The sequence below is a fragment of the Streptomyces sp. MMS24-W38 genome (genome assembly GCF_059889265.1).
In genome coordinates this window covers 2,013,354-2,029,571 of the sequence record NZ_JCBCPP010000001.1, presented here as the reverse complement: position 1 = coordinate 2,029,571, position 16,218 = coordinate 2,013,354, and the positions used below count along the sequence as shown (strand labels likewise).

Below are 16,218 nucleotides of genomic sequence, written 5' to 3'. Positions count from 1 at the left end.
GTGTAGCGCCGTAGTGCTGGATACTGCGGGCAGCCGCCCCCGGCGACCGGTGCCGGACGCGGTGAGCTGGAGGGGACGGTTCGCGTGAGCGAGATACCAGCGAAGGCCACGGAGTCCAAGGACCCGTCGGACGGCGCAAGAGCCGAGGCCGCTGACGGCCTCACTTCCGGCGATGCCTCGTCCGCCGGCGTAGCGTCCGCCGGCGTTTCCCCCGTCGGGGCATTGGCCACCGACGCCTCTTCCGGCACCCCTTTCCCCACCGACGCCCCGACCGTCGACGGAATGTGGCAGAGCAGTCCTCCCGGCTCCATGTACGACTACATAAAGGTCGCCTCCTTCTCCATCGGCCCCGACGGACTGGTCGACCAGTGGAGCCTGCGCGCCGAACAGCTCCTCGGCATCCCGGCGGAGCGGGCCGTCGGGACGGACCCCATCGCGGCGTTCGTCGATCCGGACCGGCGCGAGCGGGGCCAGCGCAAGATGGCCGAGATCCTCGACGGCCGGGAGTGGACCGGAGTCGTGCCCTTCCGGATCCCCGACACGGGGGACGACGGGCCCGGCCGGGAGGGGATCGCCGAGGTCTACGTCATGCCGACGCGCACCGAGGACGGTGAGAAGGCAGCCGTCTGCATCGTCGTCGACGTGCGCACCCTGCGCAGCATCGAGACCGATCTCGCCGCCTCGCAGGCCATATTCGGCCAATCCCCCTTCGGCTTCCTGCTGATCGACCCCGACCTGCGGGTGCGCCGCGCCAACCAGCGGTTCGCGTCCACCTTCGGCGGCATGCCCGACGACCACCGGGGCAAGGGGGTTCACGACTACCTGCCGCGTGCCGAGGCCGAGCGGGTGGCCGCGACCATGCGCAGGGTGCTGGAGACCGGCGAGTCCATCACGGACATGCACGTCACCGGATTCATTCCGGACACCGACGGACGCCGCCACTGGTCGGTCAACCTCTACCGCGTGCACAGCGGCAGCGGCCGTCCCATCGGCATCGCCTGGCTGGGAATCGACATCACCGCCCGCCGTGCCGCCGCCCGCGAGGCCGCCGCCGCACGGCGCAACCTCGCCCTGCTCAACGAGGCCGGCGCCCGGATCGGCAATTCCCTCGACCTGGAGACCACGGCCCGCGAACTCCTGGACGTCGTCGTCCCCGGCTTCTGCGACCTGGCCACCGTCGACCTCTACCAGGGGCTGCTGGCCGGTGACGAGACCCCGCCGGGGCTGGCCGACGGCAGTGCGGACGTGCGCCGCGTCGCCTTCGCCAGCGCCGTCTCCGAAGCGCCGTTCAGCGTCACCGGCGAGCCCGTCAAGCTGGGCGCCGTCCACAACTACGCGTTCAACTCGCCGTGCGCGGACGCCCTGCGCACCGGCCGCCCGCGACTGGTGCCGGGAGAGGAGGGCGGGCTGGTGCGGACCACGCTCGCCGTGCCGATGGTCGCCCACGACACGGTGGTCGGGCTCGCCCAGTTCGCCCGTACCAAGGGCAGCGAGCCGTTCGGGGACCGCGACCGCGACCTCGCCGTGGAACTGGCCGCGCGCGCCGCCGTCTGCATCGACAACGCCCGCCTCTACCGGCGCGAGCACGAACGCGCCCTGCTGCTGCAGCGGTCCCTGCTGCCGCCCGGCGACCCGGAGGCCTCCGGCCTCGACATCGCCTGCCGCTACCTGCCCGGCAGCGCGGCGACCGGCCGGTCCGGCGAGGTCGGCGGCGACTGGTTCGACGTCATCGAACTGCCCGGCCACCGCACCGCGCTGGTCGTCGGGGACGTGATGGGGAGGGGGCTGCGTGCCGCGGTGGCCATGGGTGAACTGCGCAGCGCCGTCCGCACCCTGGCCCAGCTCGACCTCGAACCCGCCGAGGTGCTCTCCCAGTTGGACGAGATCGCCCAGGGGCTCGGCGCCCCCGGAGGCGTCCAGCAGGCGACCCGGGCCGCCCGCCGCCCCCGGGAGGCCGACCTCTCCGAGGTCTACCTGGCGACCTGCGTCTACGCGGTCTACGACCCGGTGACCAGGCGGTGCACCTTCGCCAACGCGGGCCATCCGCCGCCGGTCCTGGTCGAACCGGGGGAGGCCGCCCTGATGCTGGACGTGCCGCCGGGCATGCCGCTCGGCGTCGGCGGGGAGCCCTTCGAGGAGGTCGAGGTCGAACTGCCCGAGGGCGCCCTGCTCGCGCTCTACACGGACGGGCTGGTCGAAAGCCGCGACCACCCCCTCGACGAGGGCCTCCAGGCCTTCGTGGGCGCCCTCACCGACCCGCCCCACCCGTCACCCGGCCACCGCTCCGCGACGTCGGCGCCGCGCGCCGACACCCACAGGGACCTGGAGGACGTCTGCGACCACGTCCTCAACACCCTCAACACCCACCACGGCGAGGACGACATCGCGCTGCTGATGGCCAGAATCCAGGGGCTGCCCGCCGATTCCGTCGGCGACTGGACTCTGCCGCGCGAGCCCCGCAGCGTGGGCCGCGCCCGCGAGTACGCCCGCGCGCAACTGCTCGCCTGGGACCTGGAACCCCTCGTCGACACCACGGAACTCCTGGTCAGCGAGCTGGTCACCAACGCCCTGCGATACGGCGAAGGAGAGATCAGGCTCCGCCTTCTGCTCGACCGCACCCTGGTCTGCGAGGTCTGGGACTCCGGCCTGGTCCAGCCGCGCCGCCGCCGCGCCCGCGACACCGACGAGGGCGGCCGCGGTCTCCAGCTCGTCGGCCTGCTCAGCGCGGCCTGGGGCTCCCGTCGCACCCCCCGCGGCAAGACCGTCTGGTTCGAACTCCCCCTCCCCGGCGGCGAAACCCCCCTCGCCGACCCGGCCGAAGCCCTCATGAGCCTCTTCTGACCCCGACACGCCGACCGACCGCCGCTCGTCTACGCTCGCCCCCATGCCCCCGATCCCGTTACGCCTGGCAGTCGGCACCCTCACCCTGCGGCCCTGGAGCCCGGAGGACTCCGCCGGACTGGCCGAGCTGTTCCAGGACGAGGCGATGCGCCGCTGGGTGAGCGCCGCCGTGCACGACGAGGCGAGCGCGGCGCGCTGGGTGACGGCACAACAGCGGGGCTGGGAGGTGGGAGACAGGTTCGCGTTCGCAGTGCAGGAGACGGGAGTTCCCGGCTGTGCGCCGCGGCTCGTCGGCAACGCCGTCCTCAAGTACGAGGCCAGGGAATCGGGTTGTGCCGAGGTGGGCTACTGGACCGCGGCACCCGCCCGCGGCCGGGGAGTGGCCCACCGGTCTCTGACGGCGCTGACCGACTGGGCGTTCGAGGCCTTCACCCGGGAAGGCCTGACCCGCCTGGAGCTGGTGCACCAGGTCGACAACGTGGCGTCCTGCCGCGTCGCCGAGAAGGCCGGTTTCGCACTGACCGGTGTCCTCCCGGCCGCACCGCCCGCCTTTCCCCTGGACGGACACGTGCACGAACGGCACGCGCCCACCGCCGCCTGAAACGCAACCGCGGGCCCCCCGCCGTCGTCCTCCTCCGAAAGATCAGCCGCGCGGCCCGGACGGACCGGCGGCGGAGGGGACGCGCGATGTCAGGCACGGAGCCCGCGGAACCCACCGAAGCCGCGGAGCCGGACGACCCCGGATCCGCCGGCGGGGAGAACACCCGAGACCGGCCGGACGAGCGGCCCCGGAGCTGGAAGCGCCGGCTCACGCGGACCGCGCTCGCGGTCGTGCTCGTCGTCCTGGTGCCGCTGCTGACCGCCGGGGCGGTGTTGCGGGTCAACTTCACCGGTGACCCCGCCGACGGGACGTACACCCGGGACCGGGACGCCCTCTGGCTCGGGCACGCCTGGGTCGACGGGCGGAAGAAGGACGCCGACGTCACCGCCCTCGCCCGCCGCCTCGAAGGCACCGGGGTACGCGACCTCTACGTCCACTCCGGGCCCCTGGAGCACGACGGAAGCCTGCCGAAGTCCCGGTACCCGCAGGCCCGTTGGCTGATCGAGTCCGTGCACAGGGAGATACCCGGCGTCCGGGTCCAGGCCTGGCTCGGCGACATCCTCGCGCCCGAGCACCCCGAGGCGCTGCACCTGGAGCGCGCCGAGTCCCGCGCCGCGATCCTCCGGTCCACCCGGGAGATCCTGGACACCGGCTACGACGGCGTCCACTTCGACCTCGAACCCCTGCACTCCGGGGACGCCGACTACCTCGAACTCCTCGACGCCCTGCACGAGGAGACCGGCTCCCGCGACGTGTCGCTGTCCGTCGCCGCCCACCAGATCGACCCGCTCCCCGGCTTCCACTCCTTCTGGGGCGCGGTCACCGGCCACCCCAAGTGGTGGTCGCAGGAGTTCTTCGGGCAGGTGGCGCGCCGCGTCGACCAGATCGCCGTCATGTCGTACGACACCATGCAGCCGCTGGAGGGCACCTACGGCGGCTACGTCGCCCAGCAGACCGCGCTCGCCCTGGAGGCCACCCCGCCCGGCACCGACCTCCTCATGGGGCTTCCCTTCTTCCAGGAGAACCGGTTCGGCCACTGGGCCCACGCCGAGACCGTCCCCGCCGCCGTCCGCGGTGTCCGGCTCGGGCTGTCCCGCACCGACGCCGACCGCCCCCGCTTCGGCGTCGCCCTCTACGTGGACTTCGCGGCGACGGAGGCGGACTGGACGGCGTACCGGAAGGGCTGGGTGGACCGTCCCTGACGCACCGGGCGGATCAGGACGACGCGGACCTGCGCCGGATCTTGTCGCCGAGCCAGACGAGCGGGTCGTACTTGCGGTCGACCGCCCGTTCCTTCATCGGGATCAGCGCGTTGTCCGTGATCCGGATGCCCTCGGGGCACACCTCCGTGCAGCACTTGGTGATGTTGCAGTAGCCGAGCCCGTGCTCGTCCTGGGCCGTGCTCCTGCGGTCCAGGCCGGCCTCCTCGGCGGCGTCCAGCGGATGCATGTCCAGCTCCGCCACCCGCATCAGGAACCGCGGCCCCGCGAACGCCCGTTTGTTCTCCTCGTGGTCGCGGACCACATGGCAGACGTCCTGGCACAGGAAGCACTCGATGCACTTGCGGAACTCCTGCGAGCGCTCCACGTCCTCCTGCCTCATCCGGTACTCGCCGGGCCCGAGGCCCTTCGGCGGTACGAAGGCCGGCACCTGGCGTGCCTTCGTGTAGTTGAAGCCGACATCGGTCACCAGGTCGCGGATCACCGGGAAGGCCCGCAGCGGGGTCACCGTGATCGTCTCGTCCCGGTCGAACACCGACATCCGGGTCATGCACAGCAGCCGGGGGCGCCCGTTGATCTCCGCCGAGCACGAGCCGCACTTGCCGGCCTTGCAGTTCCAGCGCACGGCCAGGTCGGGGGCCTGGGTGGCCTGGAGCCGGTGGACGATGTCGAGGACCACCTCGCCGTCGTTCACCTCGACGCGGAAGTCCTCCAGGCCGCCGCCCTCGACATCCCCCCGCCACACCTTGAAGCGGGCCTCATAGCTGCTCACTCGTACAGCTCCTCTTCGGCGAGGTACTTGACCAGCTCCTCCTTCTCGAAGAGGGCGAGCAGGTCGGGGCGGATGGGTTCGGTGGTCTCACGGGTCAGGGTGATCTGGCCGCGCTCCGGGGCGGTGGCCGCGATGCCGCCGGTGGGGTCGGTCATCGCGCACAGCAGATTGACGTTGCGCCAGGCACGCTCCATCTCGGAGTGGTCCTCGCGGGTGTGCCCGCCGCGCGACTCGGTGCGCTCCCGCGCGGCCCGTGCCACACACTCGCTGACCAGCAGCATGTTCCGCAGGTCCAGGGCGAGGTGCCAGCCCGGGTTGAACTGCCGGTGCCCCTCGACCCCGGCCCGGCGCGCCCGTACCCGCAGCTCGGCGAGCTTGTGCAGGGCCTCCTCCATCTCGTGCTCCCGGCGGATGATGCCGACCAGGTCGTTCATCGTCTGCTGGAGTTCCTGGTGCAGGGTGTACGGATTCTCCGGAGCGGACGCCGGGCCCTTCGCCGGTTCCCCGGCCTCGACGGAGAAGGGCCGCAGGGCCTCCGCCGCCGCGGCGTCGACCTGGGCCTCGTCCGCCCGGGGCCGCTCGGCGCCCGTCCCGGCGGTGTACGCCCCCGCGTGTTCGGCCGCGTGCCGGCCCGCCCGGCGCCCGAACACCAGCAGGTCGGACAGCGAGTTCCCGCCCAGCCGGTTGGAGCCGTGCATCCCGCCGGCCACCTCACCGGCCGCGAACAGCCCCGGCACCCCGCGCGTCGCCGCCGTGTCGGAGTCGACGGCGATGCCGCCCATCACGTAGTGGCAGGTCGGGCCGACCTCCATCGCCTCCGCCGTGATGTCGACGTCCGCCAGCTCCTTGAACTGGTGGTACATCGACGGCAGCCGGCGCCTGATGACGTCGGCGGGCATCCGGGTGGACACGTCCAGGAAGACCCCGCCGTGCGGGGAGCCGCGGCCCGCCTTCACCTCGGCGTTGATCGCGCGGGCCACCTCGTCGCGGGGGAGCAGCTCGGGGGGACGCCGGTTGTGGTCCGGGTCGTCGTACCAGCGGTCGCCCTCCTCCTCGGACTCGGCGTACTTCTCCTTGAAGACGTCCGGCACGTAGTCGAACATGAACCGCTTGCCGTCGGAGTTGCGCAGCACCCCGCCGTCGCCGCGCACCGACTCGGTGACCAGGATGCCCTTCACCGACGGCGGCCAGACCATGCCCGTCGGATGGAACTGCACGAACTCCATGTTGACCAGCGGGGCCCCGGCCAGCAGCGCCAGCGCGTGACCGTCCCCGGTGTACTCCCACGAGTTCGACGTCACCTTGAACGACTTGCCGATGCCGCCCGTCGCGAGGACCACGGCGGGCGCCTCCAGCACGAAGAAACGGCCGGACTCCCGCTCGTAGCCGAAGACGCCGGAAACGTGGGAACCGTCCTTGAGGAGGCGGGTGACCGTGCACTCCTGGAAGACCTTCAGCCGGGACTCGTAGTCCCCGGTCTCCCGGAAGTCCTCCTGCTGGAGCGCGACGATCCTCTGCTGGAGGGTGCGGATCAGCTCCAGGCCGGTGCGGTCGCCGACGTGGGCGAGGCGGGGGTACTCGTGGCCGCCGAAGTTGCGCTGCGAGATCCGGCCGTCCTTGGTCCGGTCGAACAGCGCGCCCCAGGTCTCCAGCTCCCACACCCGCTGCGGTGCCTCCTGGGCGTGCAGCTCGGCCATCCGCCACTGGTTGAGGAACTTCCCGCCGCGCATGGTGTCGCGGAAGTGGACCTGCCAGGTGTCGTGCTCGTTGGCGTTGGCCATGGCGGCGGCGATGCCGCCCTCGGCCATCACGGTGTGCGCCTTGCCGAACAGCGACTTGCAGATCACCGCCGTACGCGCCCCCCGCTCGCGTGCCTCGATGGCGGCGCGCAGCCCGGCGCCGCCCGCACCGACCACGACGACGTCCCATTCCTGCCGGTCGACCACGGTCATCTCAAAAGGCCCCACTCATCAGAAGAAGCGCGGATCGTCGAAGGCACCGGACGCGAGGAGGTAGACGTAGAAGTCGGCGACCGCCACGCTCACCAGCGACGCCCAGGCGAGCTGCATGTGCCGGGCGTTCAGCCGGCTCACCCACTGCCACATCCGGTAGCGCACGGGATGCTTCGAGAAGTGCTTGAGCTTTCCGCCGACGATGTGCCGGCAGGAGTGACAGGAGATGGTGTACGCCCAGATCAGCGCGATGTTGACCAGGAAGACGAGGGTGCCGAGCCCCATGTGGCCCCACGCGTGGTGCTCGTCGCGGAAGGCGAGGGCGGTGTCGTAGGTCAGCACCCCGGCGACCAGGAGCGCCGCGTAGAAGAAGTACCGGTGGACGTTCTGCAGGATCAGTGGGAAGCGGGTCTCCCCGGAGTACTTCTTGTGCGGCTCGGCCACCGCGCAGGCCGGCGGGGCGGCCCAGAAGCCCCGGTAGTAGGCCTTGCGGTAGTAGTAGCAGGTCACGCGGAAGCCGAGCGGGAAGATCAGGATGATGATCGCCGGTGAGATCCCCCACCAGCTTCCGAACAGCTCCCAGTTGGGCCCGGCGCGCATCGTCTCGCAGTTCTCCGCGAGACACGGGGAGTAGAACGGCGAGACGTACGGCGCCGCGTAGTAGTCGGCGTTCGCGAAGGCCCGCCAGGTCGAGTAGACGACGAAGGCGAGCAGACCGGCCGCGGTGGCGGCAGGGGCCAGCCACCAGCGGTCGGTCCGCAGATGCGGAGCGGCGATCGCGGCGCGGGTACCGGTGCGCACACCGGCACGTCGGGGGTGGGGTTCGGTGGCAGGGGGTTCCGTACCAGTGGCCACTTGTCCGCTCCGGTAGGGGTCAGGGGGGCGCTGCGGGTCCGGTGGGGGTCAGGGGGCGTGGCGGTCGCGGACGCCGAGGCCCTCGTCGTCCGAGTCCACCCACAGGGAGGGGTCGTACGGCGTGTCGGAGATGGTGACGAGATCGGGCCGCTTCGGCGGGGTGGTCCCGGCCGTGGCCGTCTCCCGCAGCAGCGCGACGCTCTCCCGCAGATGGTTGGTGTCGGATCGGACGCGGCGCATCTCCAGACCGCCGCTGCCGAGCTGTTTCTCCAGGCGTCCCACCGACCGGATCAGGTCGTCGAGGCTGCGCTGGACGGATGCCAGTTCGTCGTGCACGGACATGACTTGCCCTCACTTCCCGCGGGTCCTTCAGGGTCCTTCAGGCCCAAGGCGGCAACGTTCATGCGCCTGCGAGTGTCGCGCGTCACACCTTGTGCTGTGAAGGGATGTGCACCGATTGGCCGAGGCGCAGGGGTGCGTCGTGCGGTGTGCTGCGTCGTACGGGTGAGCTTCCCGCCCGTGGTCGCCGTGTCGCTCTCGGTTGCCGAATCCTTTCCTTTTCAGTGGCCGCATACATCAGATGAGCACCAAAAATACTGACAAAAGTGATCATAACGCCCGCGGCTTCCCGGAGGTAACCAGAGATGTCCCATGACGGCATCGCCCCGCGCGCGGCCATGCGCTCGGTCGTCCTCCTCACCGCGGGCGCTCTCGTGGTGCCCGCTCTGGCCGGATGCAGCTCCGAGGACCCGGCCGGCCGTCCCCTCGCCGCGGGGGACGTCGCACGCGCCGACCGCACGGGGATCGCCGACGGCGGCACCCTGCGCTGGGCCGTGGACACCGTCCCGGACACCCTGAACGCCTTCCAGTCGGACGCCGACGCCACCACCACCCGGGTCGCGCAGGCCGTCCTGCCGTCGATGTACCGGATGGACGACCGAGGACGCCCGGTGCGCAACGCCGACTACCTGGAGTCCGCCGAGGTCGTCGAGACCGAGCCCAAGCAGGTCGTCCTCTACCGGCTCAACCAGCAGGCCGTCTGGAGCGACGGCCGCGAGATCGGCGCCGCCGACTTCGCCGCCCAGTGGCGTGCCCTGTCCGGCGAGGACACCGCCTACTGGACCGCCCACAACGCCGGCTACGACCGCATCGAGAAGATCGAGCGCGGCAAGGACGACCTGGAGGTCAAGGTCACCTTCAGCCGCCCCTACGCCGACTGGAAGTCCCTGTTCACACCGCTGTACCCGAAGGACGTCATGGGCTCCCCGGACTCCTTCAACGACGGGGCCCGCAAGAAGCTGAAGGTCACCGCCGGCCCGTTCAAGGTGAAGAAGGTCGACCGCAAGGGCGAGGAGGTCACCCTCACCCGCAATGCCCGTTGGTGGGGCGAGCCGGCCCGGCTCTCGACGATCGTGCTGCGCGCGGTGCCCCGCGACGAACGGATCGCCGCGCTCACCGCCGGCACCCTGGACCTGGCCGAGATCGACGCCACCGGCGCCCGCCGCATCTCCGTCGCCGCCGGCCCGCGGGGCGAAAGCGCACGCGGGAGCGAGGAAGGCGGCGAGCAGAAGAGCGAGCGGGACGGGAAAGGAGGGGCCGAACGGGTGAGCACGCCCCTGGCGGGCCCCCTCGGTGCGGGCAGGTCCGCCGCCCGCGCCCTGCGCTCCTGGGCCGTCGCGAACGGTTCCGACGAGGACGCCGCCGACGAGGAGATCTCCGCACGCGAGCGGCAGCGCAAGGCCGCCGTGACGCACGCGCGCCAGCAGAAGGCCCTCAGCGGGTTCGAGGTGCGCAAGTCGCTGGAGCCCGCCTACACCCAGCTCGCCCTCAACGGCGACGAAGGCCCGCTCGCCGACGAGCGGGTCCGCCGCGCCGTGGCCCGCGCCCTGGACCGGGAGGCCCTGGCGAAGGCGGTCCTCGAGCCGCTCGGCCTGCCCGCCGAGCCCGTCGGCAGTCACGTCGCGCTGTCCGGGCAGGCCGCCTACGCCGACGGGAGCGGCGCCCTCGGCGCCCAGGACGCCGCGGAGGCGCGCGCCCTGCTCGCGGACGCCGGCTGGGTACCGGGGGGCCCGGTCGACCGGGAGAAGGCCGAGAAGAAGGAGAAGGCCGAGAAGAAGGGGGACAAGAAAGACAAGGAAGGCAAGGGAGAGAAGGAAGAGCAGGAAGAGCAGGAAGAGCAGGAAGAGCAGGAAGACAAGGAAGAAGAGGGCGGCGAGAAGGCGGCCGGTGCGGAGGGCAAGAAGGCCGGGACGTCCGACAAGGGCTCCAAGAGCGGGTCGGAGGGCGACGACGGCACCTACAGCGTCGGCGAGGACGAGGCGAAGGACGACGACAAGAGCGGTGACGGCCGCACGACGGAGCGCCTCGCGCAGGAAGACAGCGAGCACACACGGCTGTACCAGGGCGGCGCCCCCGGCGCCTACGCCCCCAAGGGCACCGCTGCCCCCGCCCAGGCGGAGAACGCCCCGCTCGCCAAGGACGGCAAGGCGCTCACGCTCGACTTCGTGCTCCCCTCGGGGCCCGGCTCACAGACCCTGGGCGTCGTGGCCGACCGGATCACCCGGATGCTGGAGCGGATCGGTATCCGCACCGCCATTTCCACGGTCGACGACGAGAGCTACTTCACGGACCACATCGCCGCCGGTGAGTACGACCTCGCCCTCTACTCCTGGCCCGCGACCGCCTTTCCCGCCACCGACGCCCGCCCGGTCTACGCCAAGCCGGTCCCGGCCGCCGACGGATCGCTGAGCGTCGGACAGAACTACACCCGTGTCGGCACCGACCAGGTCGACCAGCTCTTCGACCAGGCCCTCACGACGCTCAACGACACCAAACGCGCCGAGCTGCTCCGCAAGGCCGACTCCCGCATCTGGGCGGCGGCCGGTTCGATCCCCCTCTACCAGCGCCCCCAGCTCACCGCGGCCCGGAAGAACCTGGCCAACGCGGGCGCCTTCGGTTTCCGCACCCCCGTCTACGAGGACATGGGCTTCCTGAAGAAGAGCGCGCGGGGCCCGGCCGGGACACCGGCGGAGAAGACCACCGGGCCCTCGGGCTCCTCCTCGGCGCGGTAGTCCCGGCCACCGCGCCGACGTGAGGCAGATCTCGGCACTTTTCTCGCGGTCCCGGCCCCGGCGGAGCGGCCACCGCGGGCGGCCCGCGGGCGGGGCGGGCGCCGGGGGTTGCTTCCCGCACTGCTGAACTGCGACGGGGCCGGTCCTCGGGGTTTCCGGCGGCGCCCGCGTCGCGGGCCCCGGGCCGCCCGTGCGCGCGGGGAGCGGCAGCGACCAGGGAAAGGTCACCGGGCCCTCGATGCGGCCCCGGCGGAGGAGGCGCGAGTGTCCGGTTCCACGGGCCCGTAACATGGGGAGAGGCCGTGGCGTGTTCAGCCCGGCAGGGCCCGCGCACCACAGCCGTCTGCGCAGGGCGCTTCTCACCATTTCGGGAGTACGCCAACCCATGGCTTCGTCCATCCAGCGTCACGACATCCGCAACGTCGCCATCGTCGCCCACGTCGACCACGGCAAGACCACCATCGTCGACGGCATGCTCAAGCAGGCAGGTGCCTTCGCCGCCCACCAGCTCGACCAGGTCGACGAGCGCATGATGGACTCCGGCGACCTGGAGCGTGAGAAGGGCATCACGATCCTCGCCAAGAACACGGCGGTGAAGTACCACCCCAAGGACGGCGGGGACCCGATCACGATCAACATCATCGACACCCCCGGCCACGCCGACTTCGGTGGCGAGGTCGAGCGCGCCCTGTCGATGGTCGACGGTGTCGTGCTGCTCGTCGACTCCTCCGAGGGGCCGCTGCCGCAGACCCGCTTCGTGCTGCGCAAGGCGCTCCAGGCGAAGCTGCCGATCATCCTGTGCATCAACAAGACGGACCGGCCGGACTCCCGTATCGACGAGGTCGTCAACGAGGCCTACGACCTGTTCCTCGACCTGGACGCCGACGAGGACCAGATCGAGTTCCCGATCGTCTACGCCTGCGGCCGGGACGGCATCGCCTCCCTGACCAAGCCGGCGGACGGCACGGTCCCGACCGACTCCGACTCCCTGGAGCCGTTCTTCTCCACCATCCTGCAGCACATCCCGGCCCCCACCTACGAGGAGGGCGCCCCGCTCCAGGCCCACGTCACCAACCTCGACGCCGACAACTTCCTCGGCCGGATCGCCCTGCTCCGCGTCCACCAGGGCGAGCTGAAGAAGGGCCAGACGGTCGCCTGGATGAAGCGCGACGGGTCCGTGCAGAACGTGCGGATCTCCGAGCTGATGATGACCGAGGCGCTCACTCGCAAGCCCGCCGAGAAGGCCGGCCCCGGTGACATCTGCGCGGTCGCCGGCATCCCGGACATCATGATCGGTGAGACCCTGGCCGACCCGGAGAACCCGGTTCCGCTGCCGCTGATCATGGTGGACGAGCCCGCGATCTCCATGACCATCGGCACCAACACCTCGCCGCTGGTCGGCCGCGGCGGCACCGGCAAGGGCGCCGACGCGAAGGCGGCCGTGAAGGACCGCAAGGTCACCGCCCGCCAGGTCAAGGACCGCCTGGACCGCGAGCTGATCGGCAACGTCTCGCTGCGCGTCCTGGACACCGGCCGTCCCGACGCCTGGGAGGTGCAGGGCCGAGGCGAACTGGCGCTGGCGATCCTGGTCGAGCAGATGCGCCGTGAGGGCTTCGAGCTCACCATCGGCAAGCCGCAGGTGGTCACCCGGGAGATCGACGGCAAGGTGCACGAGCCCGTCGAGCGGATGACGATCGACGTGCCCGAGGAGCACATGGGCGCGGTCACGCAGCTCATGGGCGTCCGCAAGGGCCGCATGGACAACATGTCGAACCACGGCTCCGGCTGGGTGCGCCTGGAGTTCGTGGTGCCCTCGCGTGGTCTGATCGGCTTCCGTACCGAGTTCCTCACCCAGACCCGGGGCACCGGTATCGCGCACTCCATCCACGAGGGCCACGAGCCCTGGTTCGGGCCGCTCACGACCCGTAACAACGGCTCCCTGGTCGCCGACCGCGCCGGCGCGGTCACCGCGTTCGCGATGACCAACCTGCAGGAGCGCGGTGTGCTGTTCACCGAGCCCGGCACCGAGGTGTACGAGGGCATGATCGTCGGCGAGAACTCCCGCTCCGACGACATGGACGTCAACATCACCAAGGAGAAGAAGCTCACCAACATGCGGTCGTCCTCGGCCGATTCGTTCGAGGCGATCGTCCCGCCGCGCAAGCTGTCGCTCGAGCAGTCCCTGGAGTTCTGCCGGGACGACGAGTGCGTCGAGGTGACCCCGGAGTCCGTGCGTATCCGCAAGGTGAACCTGGACGGCCGCGAGCGCGCCCGCGCCGCGAGCCGCGCCAAGCACGGCTGACCCCGGTCGCACACCGCACCCGCAAGAACGGCGCCGGGCACCCCTGTGATAAGGGGTGCCCGGCGCCGTTCTTGTGCGTGCCGGAATCTCAGAAGAGAAAGGTTCTCAGCTGTTGCTCCATAAGGTCGGGTGAGTGAGCGTAACCATGCACGGGTGAGTTTCGTTGTCCGGTTGTGAATCTGACGGAGTGGGCCAAGGCGCAGGGTGTACACCCGCAGACGGCGTACCGATGGTTCCGTGAGGGGACGCTGCCGGTGCCTGCCCGGCGGGTGGGTCCGCGCACGATCCTGGTGAACATCGACGCTGTTGCCATGCCCGCGACCGTGGGCGGGCTGGGTTTGTATGCCCGGGTGTCGTCGCATGACCAGAAGGCGGATCTGGAGCGTCAGGTGGCCCGTCTGTCGGGATGGGCGGCGAAGGCCGGTCATCGTGTGGTGCGGGTCGAGCCGGAGGTCGGCTCGGGCATGAACGGTTGCCGGTCGAGGGCCAGGCGCCTGCTCGCCGACCCCGAGGTGACCACGGTCGTGGTCGAGCACAGGAACCGGCTGGGCCGGATGAACACCGAACTGGTCGAGGCCGCCCTGTCCGCGACGGGCCGCCGTCTGGTCGTCCTCGAGGACGACCAGGCCGAGGATGATGAGGATGATCTGGTGCGGGACATGACGGAGGTCCTGACGTCGTTCTGTGCCCGCCTGTACGGGCGCAGGTCGGCGAAGAGCCGTGCCCGGGCCGCGCTGGAAGCCGCCGGGCACGGCTGAGAAGAAGCCGCTCCGGTCCATCGCCCGCCCGTTCGTGGCCGACGGACCCACCGGTGTCAGCATCCGTACCCGCCTCAAGGACCTCACGCCCCAGGACAAGGAGGTGCTGCGGCTGGTCGGTGAGCACCTGGGCCGCCTGGCCGGGCGGGATCTGGCCCGGCGCTGCCAGGACGGCCTGGAGCACTCCACCGGCACCTGGGCCGACCGCAAGCGGGACCTGACCGCAGAGTCCTCCTCCCGCTGGGCGGGGTCCGTCACGGCGAACACCCACGACCAGTGGGCTCTGTCGCGCCGGGCCCAGCATGCTCACCTGCAATCCCTGGACGCCGGAATCCGCATGCTCCGTCACCGGCTGTCCCTGCCCCTGGGGGAGAAGGGCAGCCGGAGCAGGCCCGGCGGATACCGCAGCAGACACGAGTGGTTCCAGAAGTCCCGCCGCCTGGCGGTTCTGGAGCACCGGTTCGAGGAGGTCCGCGCCGAGCGGGAAGCCGGGAAGGTCTCCGTGGTGCGGGGCGGGCGACGCCTGCTCCACCAGCGCCACCACCTCACCGATGCGCACAAGAGCGAAGACCAGTGGCGTCGGGAATGGGAGGCGGCACGCTGGTTTTTGACCGCCGACGGTGAATCCGGCAAGCGGCACGGCAACGAGACGATCCGCGTCACCCCCGGCGGCGAGGTCGGCATCAAGCTGCCCAAGCCCCTGGAACATCTCGCCAACGCACCCCGGGGCCGGTACGTCCTCACCGGCGCGGTCACCTTCCGCCACCGGGGCCAGGAATGGGCTGACCGCGTCGAGGCGAACCGGGCTGTCGCCTACCGGATCCACCACGACGTATCCCGGGACCGCTGGTACCTGGACGCGTCCTGGACCCGCAAAGATCTCCCCGTCACGCCCCTGAACACTCTGCGCACCGGAGGCCTGGTCGGCGTCGACATGAACACCGACCACCTCGCCGCCGACCGTCTCGACGAGCACGGCAACCCGGTCGGCGAACCACGGCAGTTCTTCTACGACCTGTCCGGCAACGCCGACCACCGTGACGCCCAGGTACGGCATGCCCTCACCCGCCTCATGCACTGGGCCAGACAGACCGGAGTGCGGGCCATCGCGATCGAGGACCTGGACTTCTGTGACGGGAAGACCAGGGAGAAGCACGGCCGCAAGAAGCGGTTCAGGCAGCTCGTCTCCGGCATCCCGACGGGAAAACTCCGCGCACGCCTTGTCTCCATGTGCGCCGAAGCCGGACTCGGCGTGATCGCCGTCGACCCCGCTTACACCAGCAGGTGGGGCGCCCAGTACTGGCAAAAGCCCCTCACGACCAGCAAGCGCAAGACCACTCGCCACCAGGCAGCAGCCGTGGCGATCGGACGACGCGCCCTGGGGCATCCGATCCGGCGACGGACGGCACCGCCCCCGCACGACCGGAGCGATCGTGCGGGGCATCGGACCGTCCAGGCCCGATTGGGCATCCCGGGGCGTGAGGAAACCCGCCCCCGTGTACCTGGACCACGGACACGATCCGTGCCGCCGGACACGGAGCGAAAGCGGGCGACCAGGACCCCCAACACCGTTCGGGGTGTCCGCAGTGAGCGGGAATGGGTCCAGGACTCACTTCTGCTCACTGACTAGGAACGGTAGGGATAACCCTCGATCTGGCCGGGAGACGTCCCTGAACTGGCCGACTCCCACTACCCTGCTCTGGAAGCGGACCGATGCGACGGCCGACGCGCCCGGTGCTGTCCGGGAAAGGCGGAAGCCGCGCCTCGTCGGCCAACGGCCTTGCCGGCCAGGCGCGTTGAGCGCACGGCAGCCCTGAAAGGCAGCCTGTACGGCGGCCACGTTACC

The 16,218-nt window shown here is 71.0% G+C and carries 11 protein-coding genes; 7 read left to right on the top strand and 4 right to left on the bottom strand.

Annotation, left to right across the window (positions count from 1 at the left end; genetic code table 11):
- Positions 1 to 84: 84 nt before the first annotated feature.
- The 3 genes from AC6F7H_RS07895 (at position 85) to AC6F7H_RS07885 (ending at position 4,644) form a co-directional block, all read left to right on the top strand.
- Positions 85 to 2,841, top strand: coding sequence for a SpoIIE family protein phosphatase (locus AC6F7H_RS07895; RefSeq protein WP_500756120.1), 2,757 nt, complete (start codon positions 85 to 87; stop codon positions 2,839 to 2,841).
- 43 nt (positions 2,842 to 2,884) lie between these two features.
- Entirely contained in the window at positions 2,885 to 3,442 is a 558-nt protein-coding gene (locus tag AC6F7H_RS07890) for a GNAT family N-acetyltransferase (RefSeq protein WP_500756119.1), read from the top strand.
- Between the two features lie 86 nt (positions 3,443 to 3,528).
- Positions 3,529 to 4,644: a glycoside hydrolase family 18 protein gene (locus AC6F7H_RS07885; protein ID WP_500756117.1), complete on the top strand. Its 1,116-nt coding sequence runs from the start codon at positions 3,529 to 3,531 to the stop codon at positions 4,642 to 4,644.
- Between the two features lie 13 nt (positions 4,645 to 4,657).
- On the opposite strand, the gene AC6F7H_RS07880 is transcribed toward AC6F7H_RS07885, so the two are convergent.
- From AC6F7H_RS07880 to AC6F7H_RS07865, 4 genes are read right to left on the bottom strand one after another with little or no spacing between them, the layout of a single operon-like run.
- Positions 4,658 to 5,434, bottom strand: a complete 777-nt coding sequence (locus AC6F7H_RS07880; RefSeq protein ID WP_500756116.1) for a succinate dehydrogenase/fumarate reductase iron-sulfur subunit — start codon at positions 5,432 to 5,434, stop codon at positions 4,658 to 4,660.
- Entirely contained in the window at positions 5,431 to 7,386 is a 1,956-nt protein-coding gene (locus tag AC6F7H_RS07875; RefSeq protein WP_500756115.1) for a fumarate reductase/succinate dehydrogenase flavoprotein subunit, read from the bottom strand. Before AC6F7H_RS07875 ends, AC6F7H_RS07880 begins: the two co-directional genes overlap by 4 nt.
- An 18-nt stretch (positions 7,387 to 7,404) precedes the next feature.
- On the bottom strand, positions 7,405 to 8,241 hold the full coding sequence (sdhC, locus tag AC6F7H_RS07870) for a succinate dehydrogenase subunit SdhC (protein WP_500756114.1): 837 nt from the start codon (positions 8,239 to 8,241) through the stop codon (positions 7,405 to 7,407).
- 48 nt (positions 8,242 to 8,289) lie between these two features.
- Positions 8,290 to 8,583, bottom strand: coding sequence for an Rv0250c family protein (locus AC6F7H_RS07865; protein ID WP_500756113.1), 294 nt, complete (start codon positions 8,581 to 8,583; stop codon positions 8,290 to 8,292).
- A gap of 302 nt (positions 8,584 to 8,885) precedes the next feature.
- Between AC6F7H_RS07865 and AC6F7H_RS07860 the strand changes: the two genes are divergently transcribed.
- The 4 genes from AC6F7H_RS07860 (at position 8,886) to AC6F7H_RS07845 (ending at position 16,002) form a co-directional block, all read left to right on the top strand.
- A complete protein-coding gene (locus tag AC6F7H_RS07860) occupies positions 8,886 to 11,312 on the top strand; it encodes an ABC transporter family substrate-binding protein (protein ID WP_500756111.1) in 2,427 nt (808 codons plus the stop codon).
- 385 nt (positions 11,313 to 11,697) lie between these two features.
- On the top strand, positions 11,698 to 13,614 hold the full coding sequence (gene typA / locus AC6F7H_RS07855; RefSeq protein WP_500756109.1) for a translational GTPase TypA: 1,917 nt from the start codon (positions 11,698 to 11,700) through the stop codon (positions 13,612 to 13,614).
- A 173-nt stretch (positions 13,615 to 13,787) separates the two neighbouring features.
- A complete protein-coding gene (locus tag AC6F7H_RS07850) occupies positions 13,788 to 14,372 on the top strand; it encodes an IS607 family transposase (protein ID WP_500756108.1) in 585 nt (194 codons plus the stop codon).
- A complete protein-coding gene (locus tag AC6F7H_RS07845) occupies positions 14,335 to 16,002 on the top strand; it encodes a nuclease/transposase family protein (protein WP_500756107.1) in 1,668 nt (555 codons plus the stop codon). The genes AC6F7H_RS07850 and AC6F7H_RS07845 overlap by 38 nt, the downstream gene beginning before the upstream one ends.
- Positions 16,003 to 16,218: the final 216 nt, after the last annotated feature.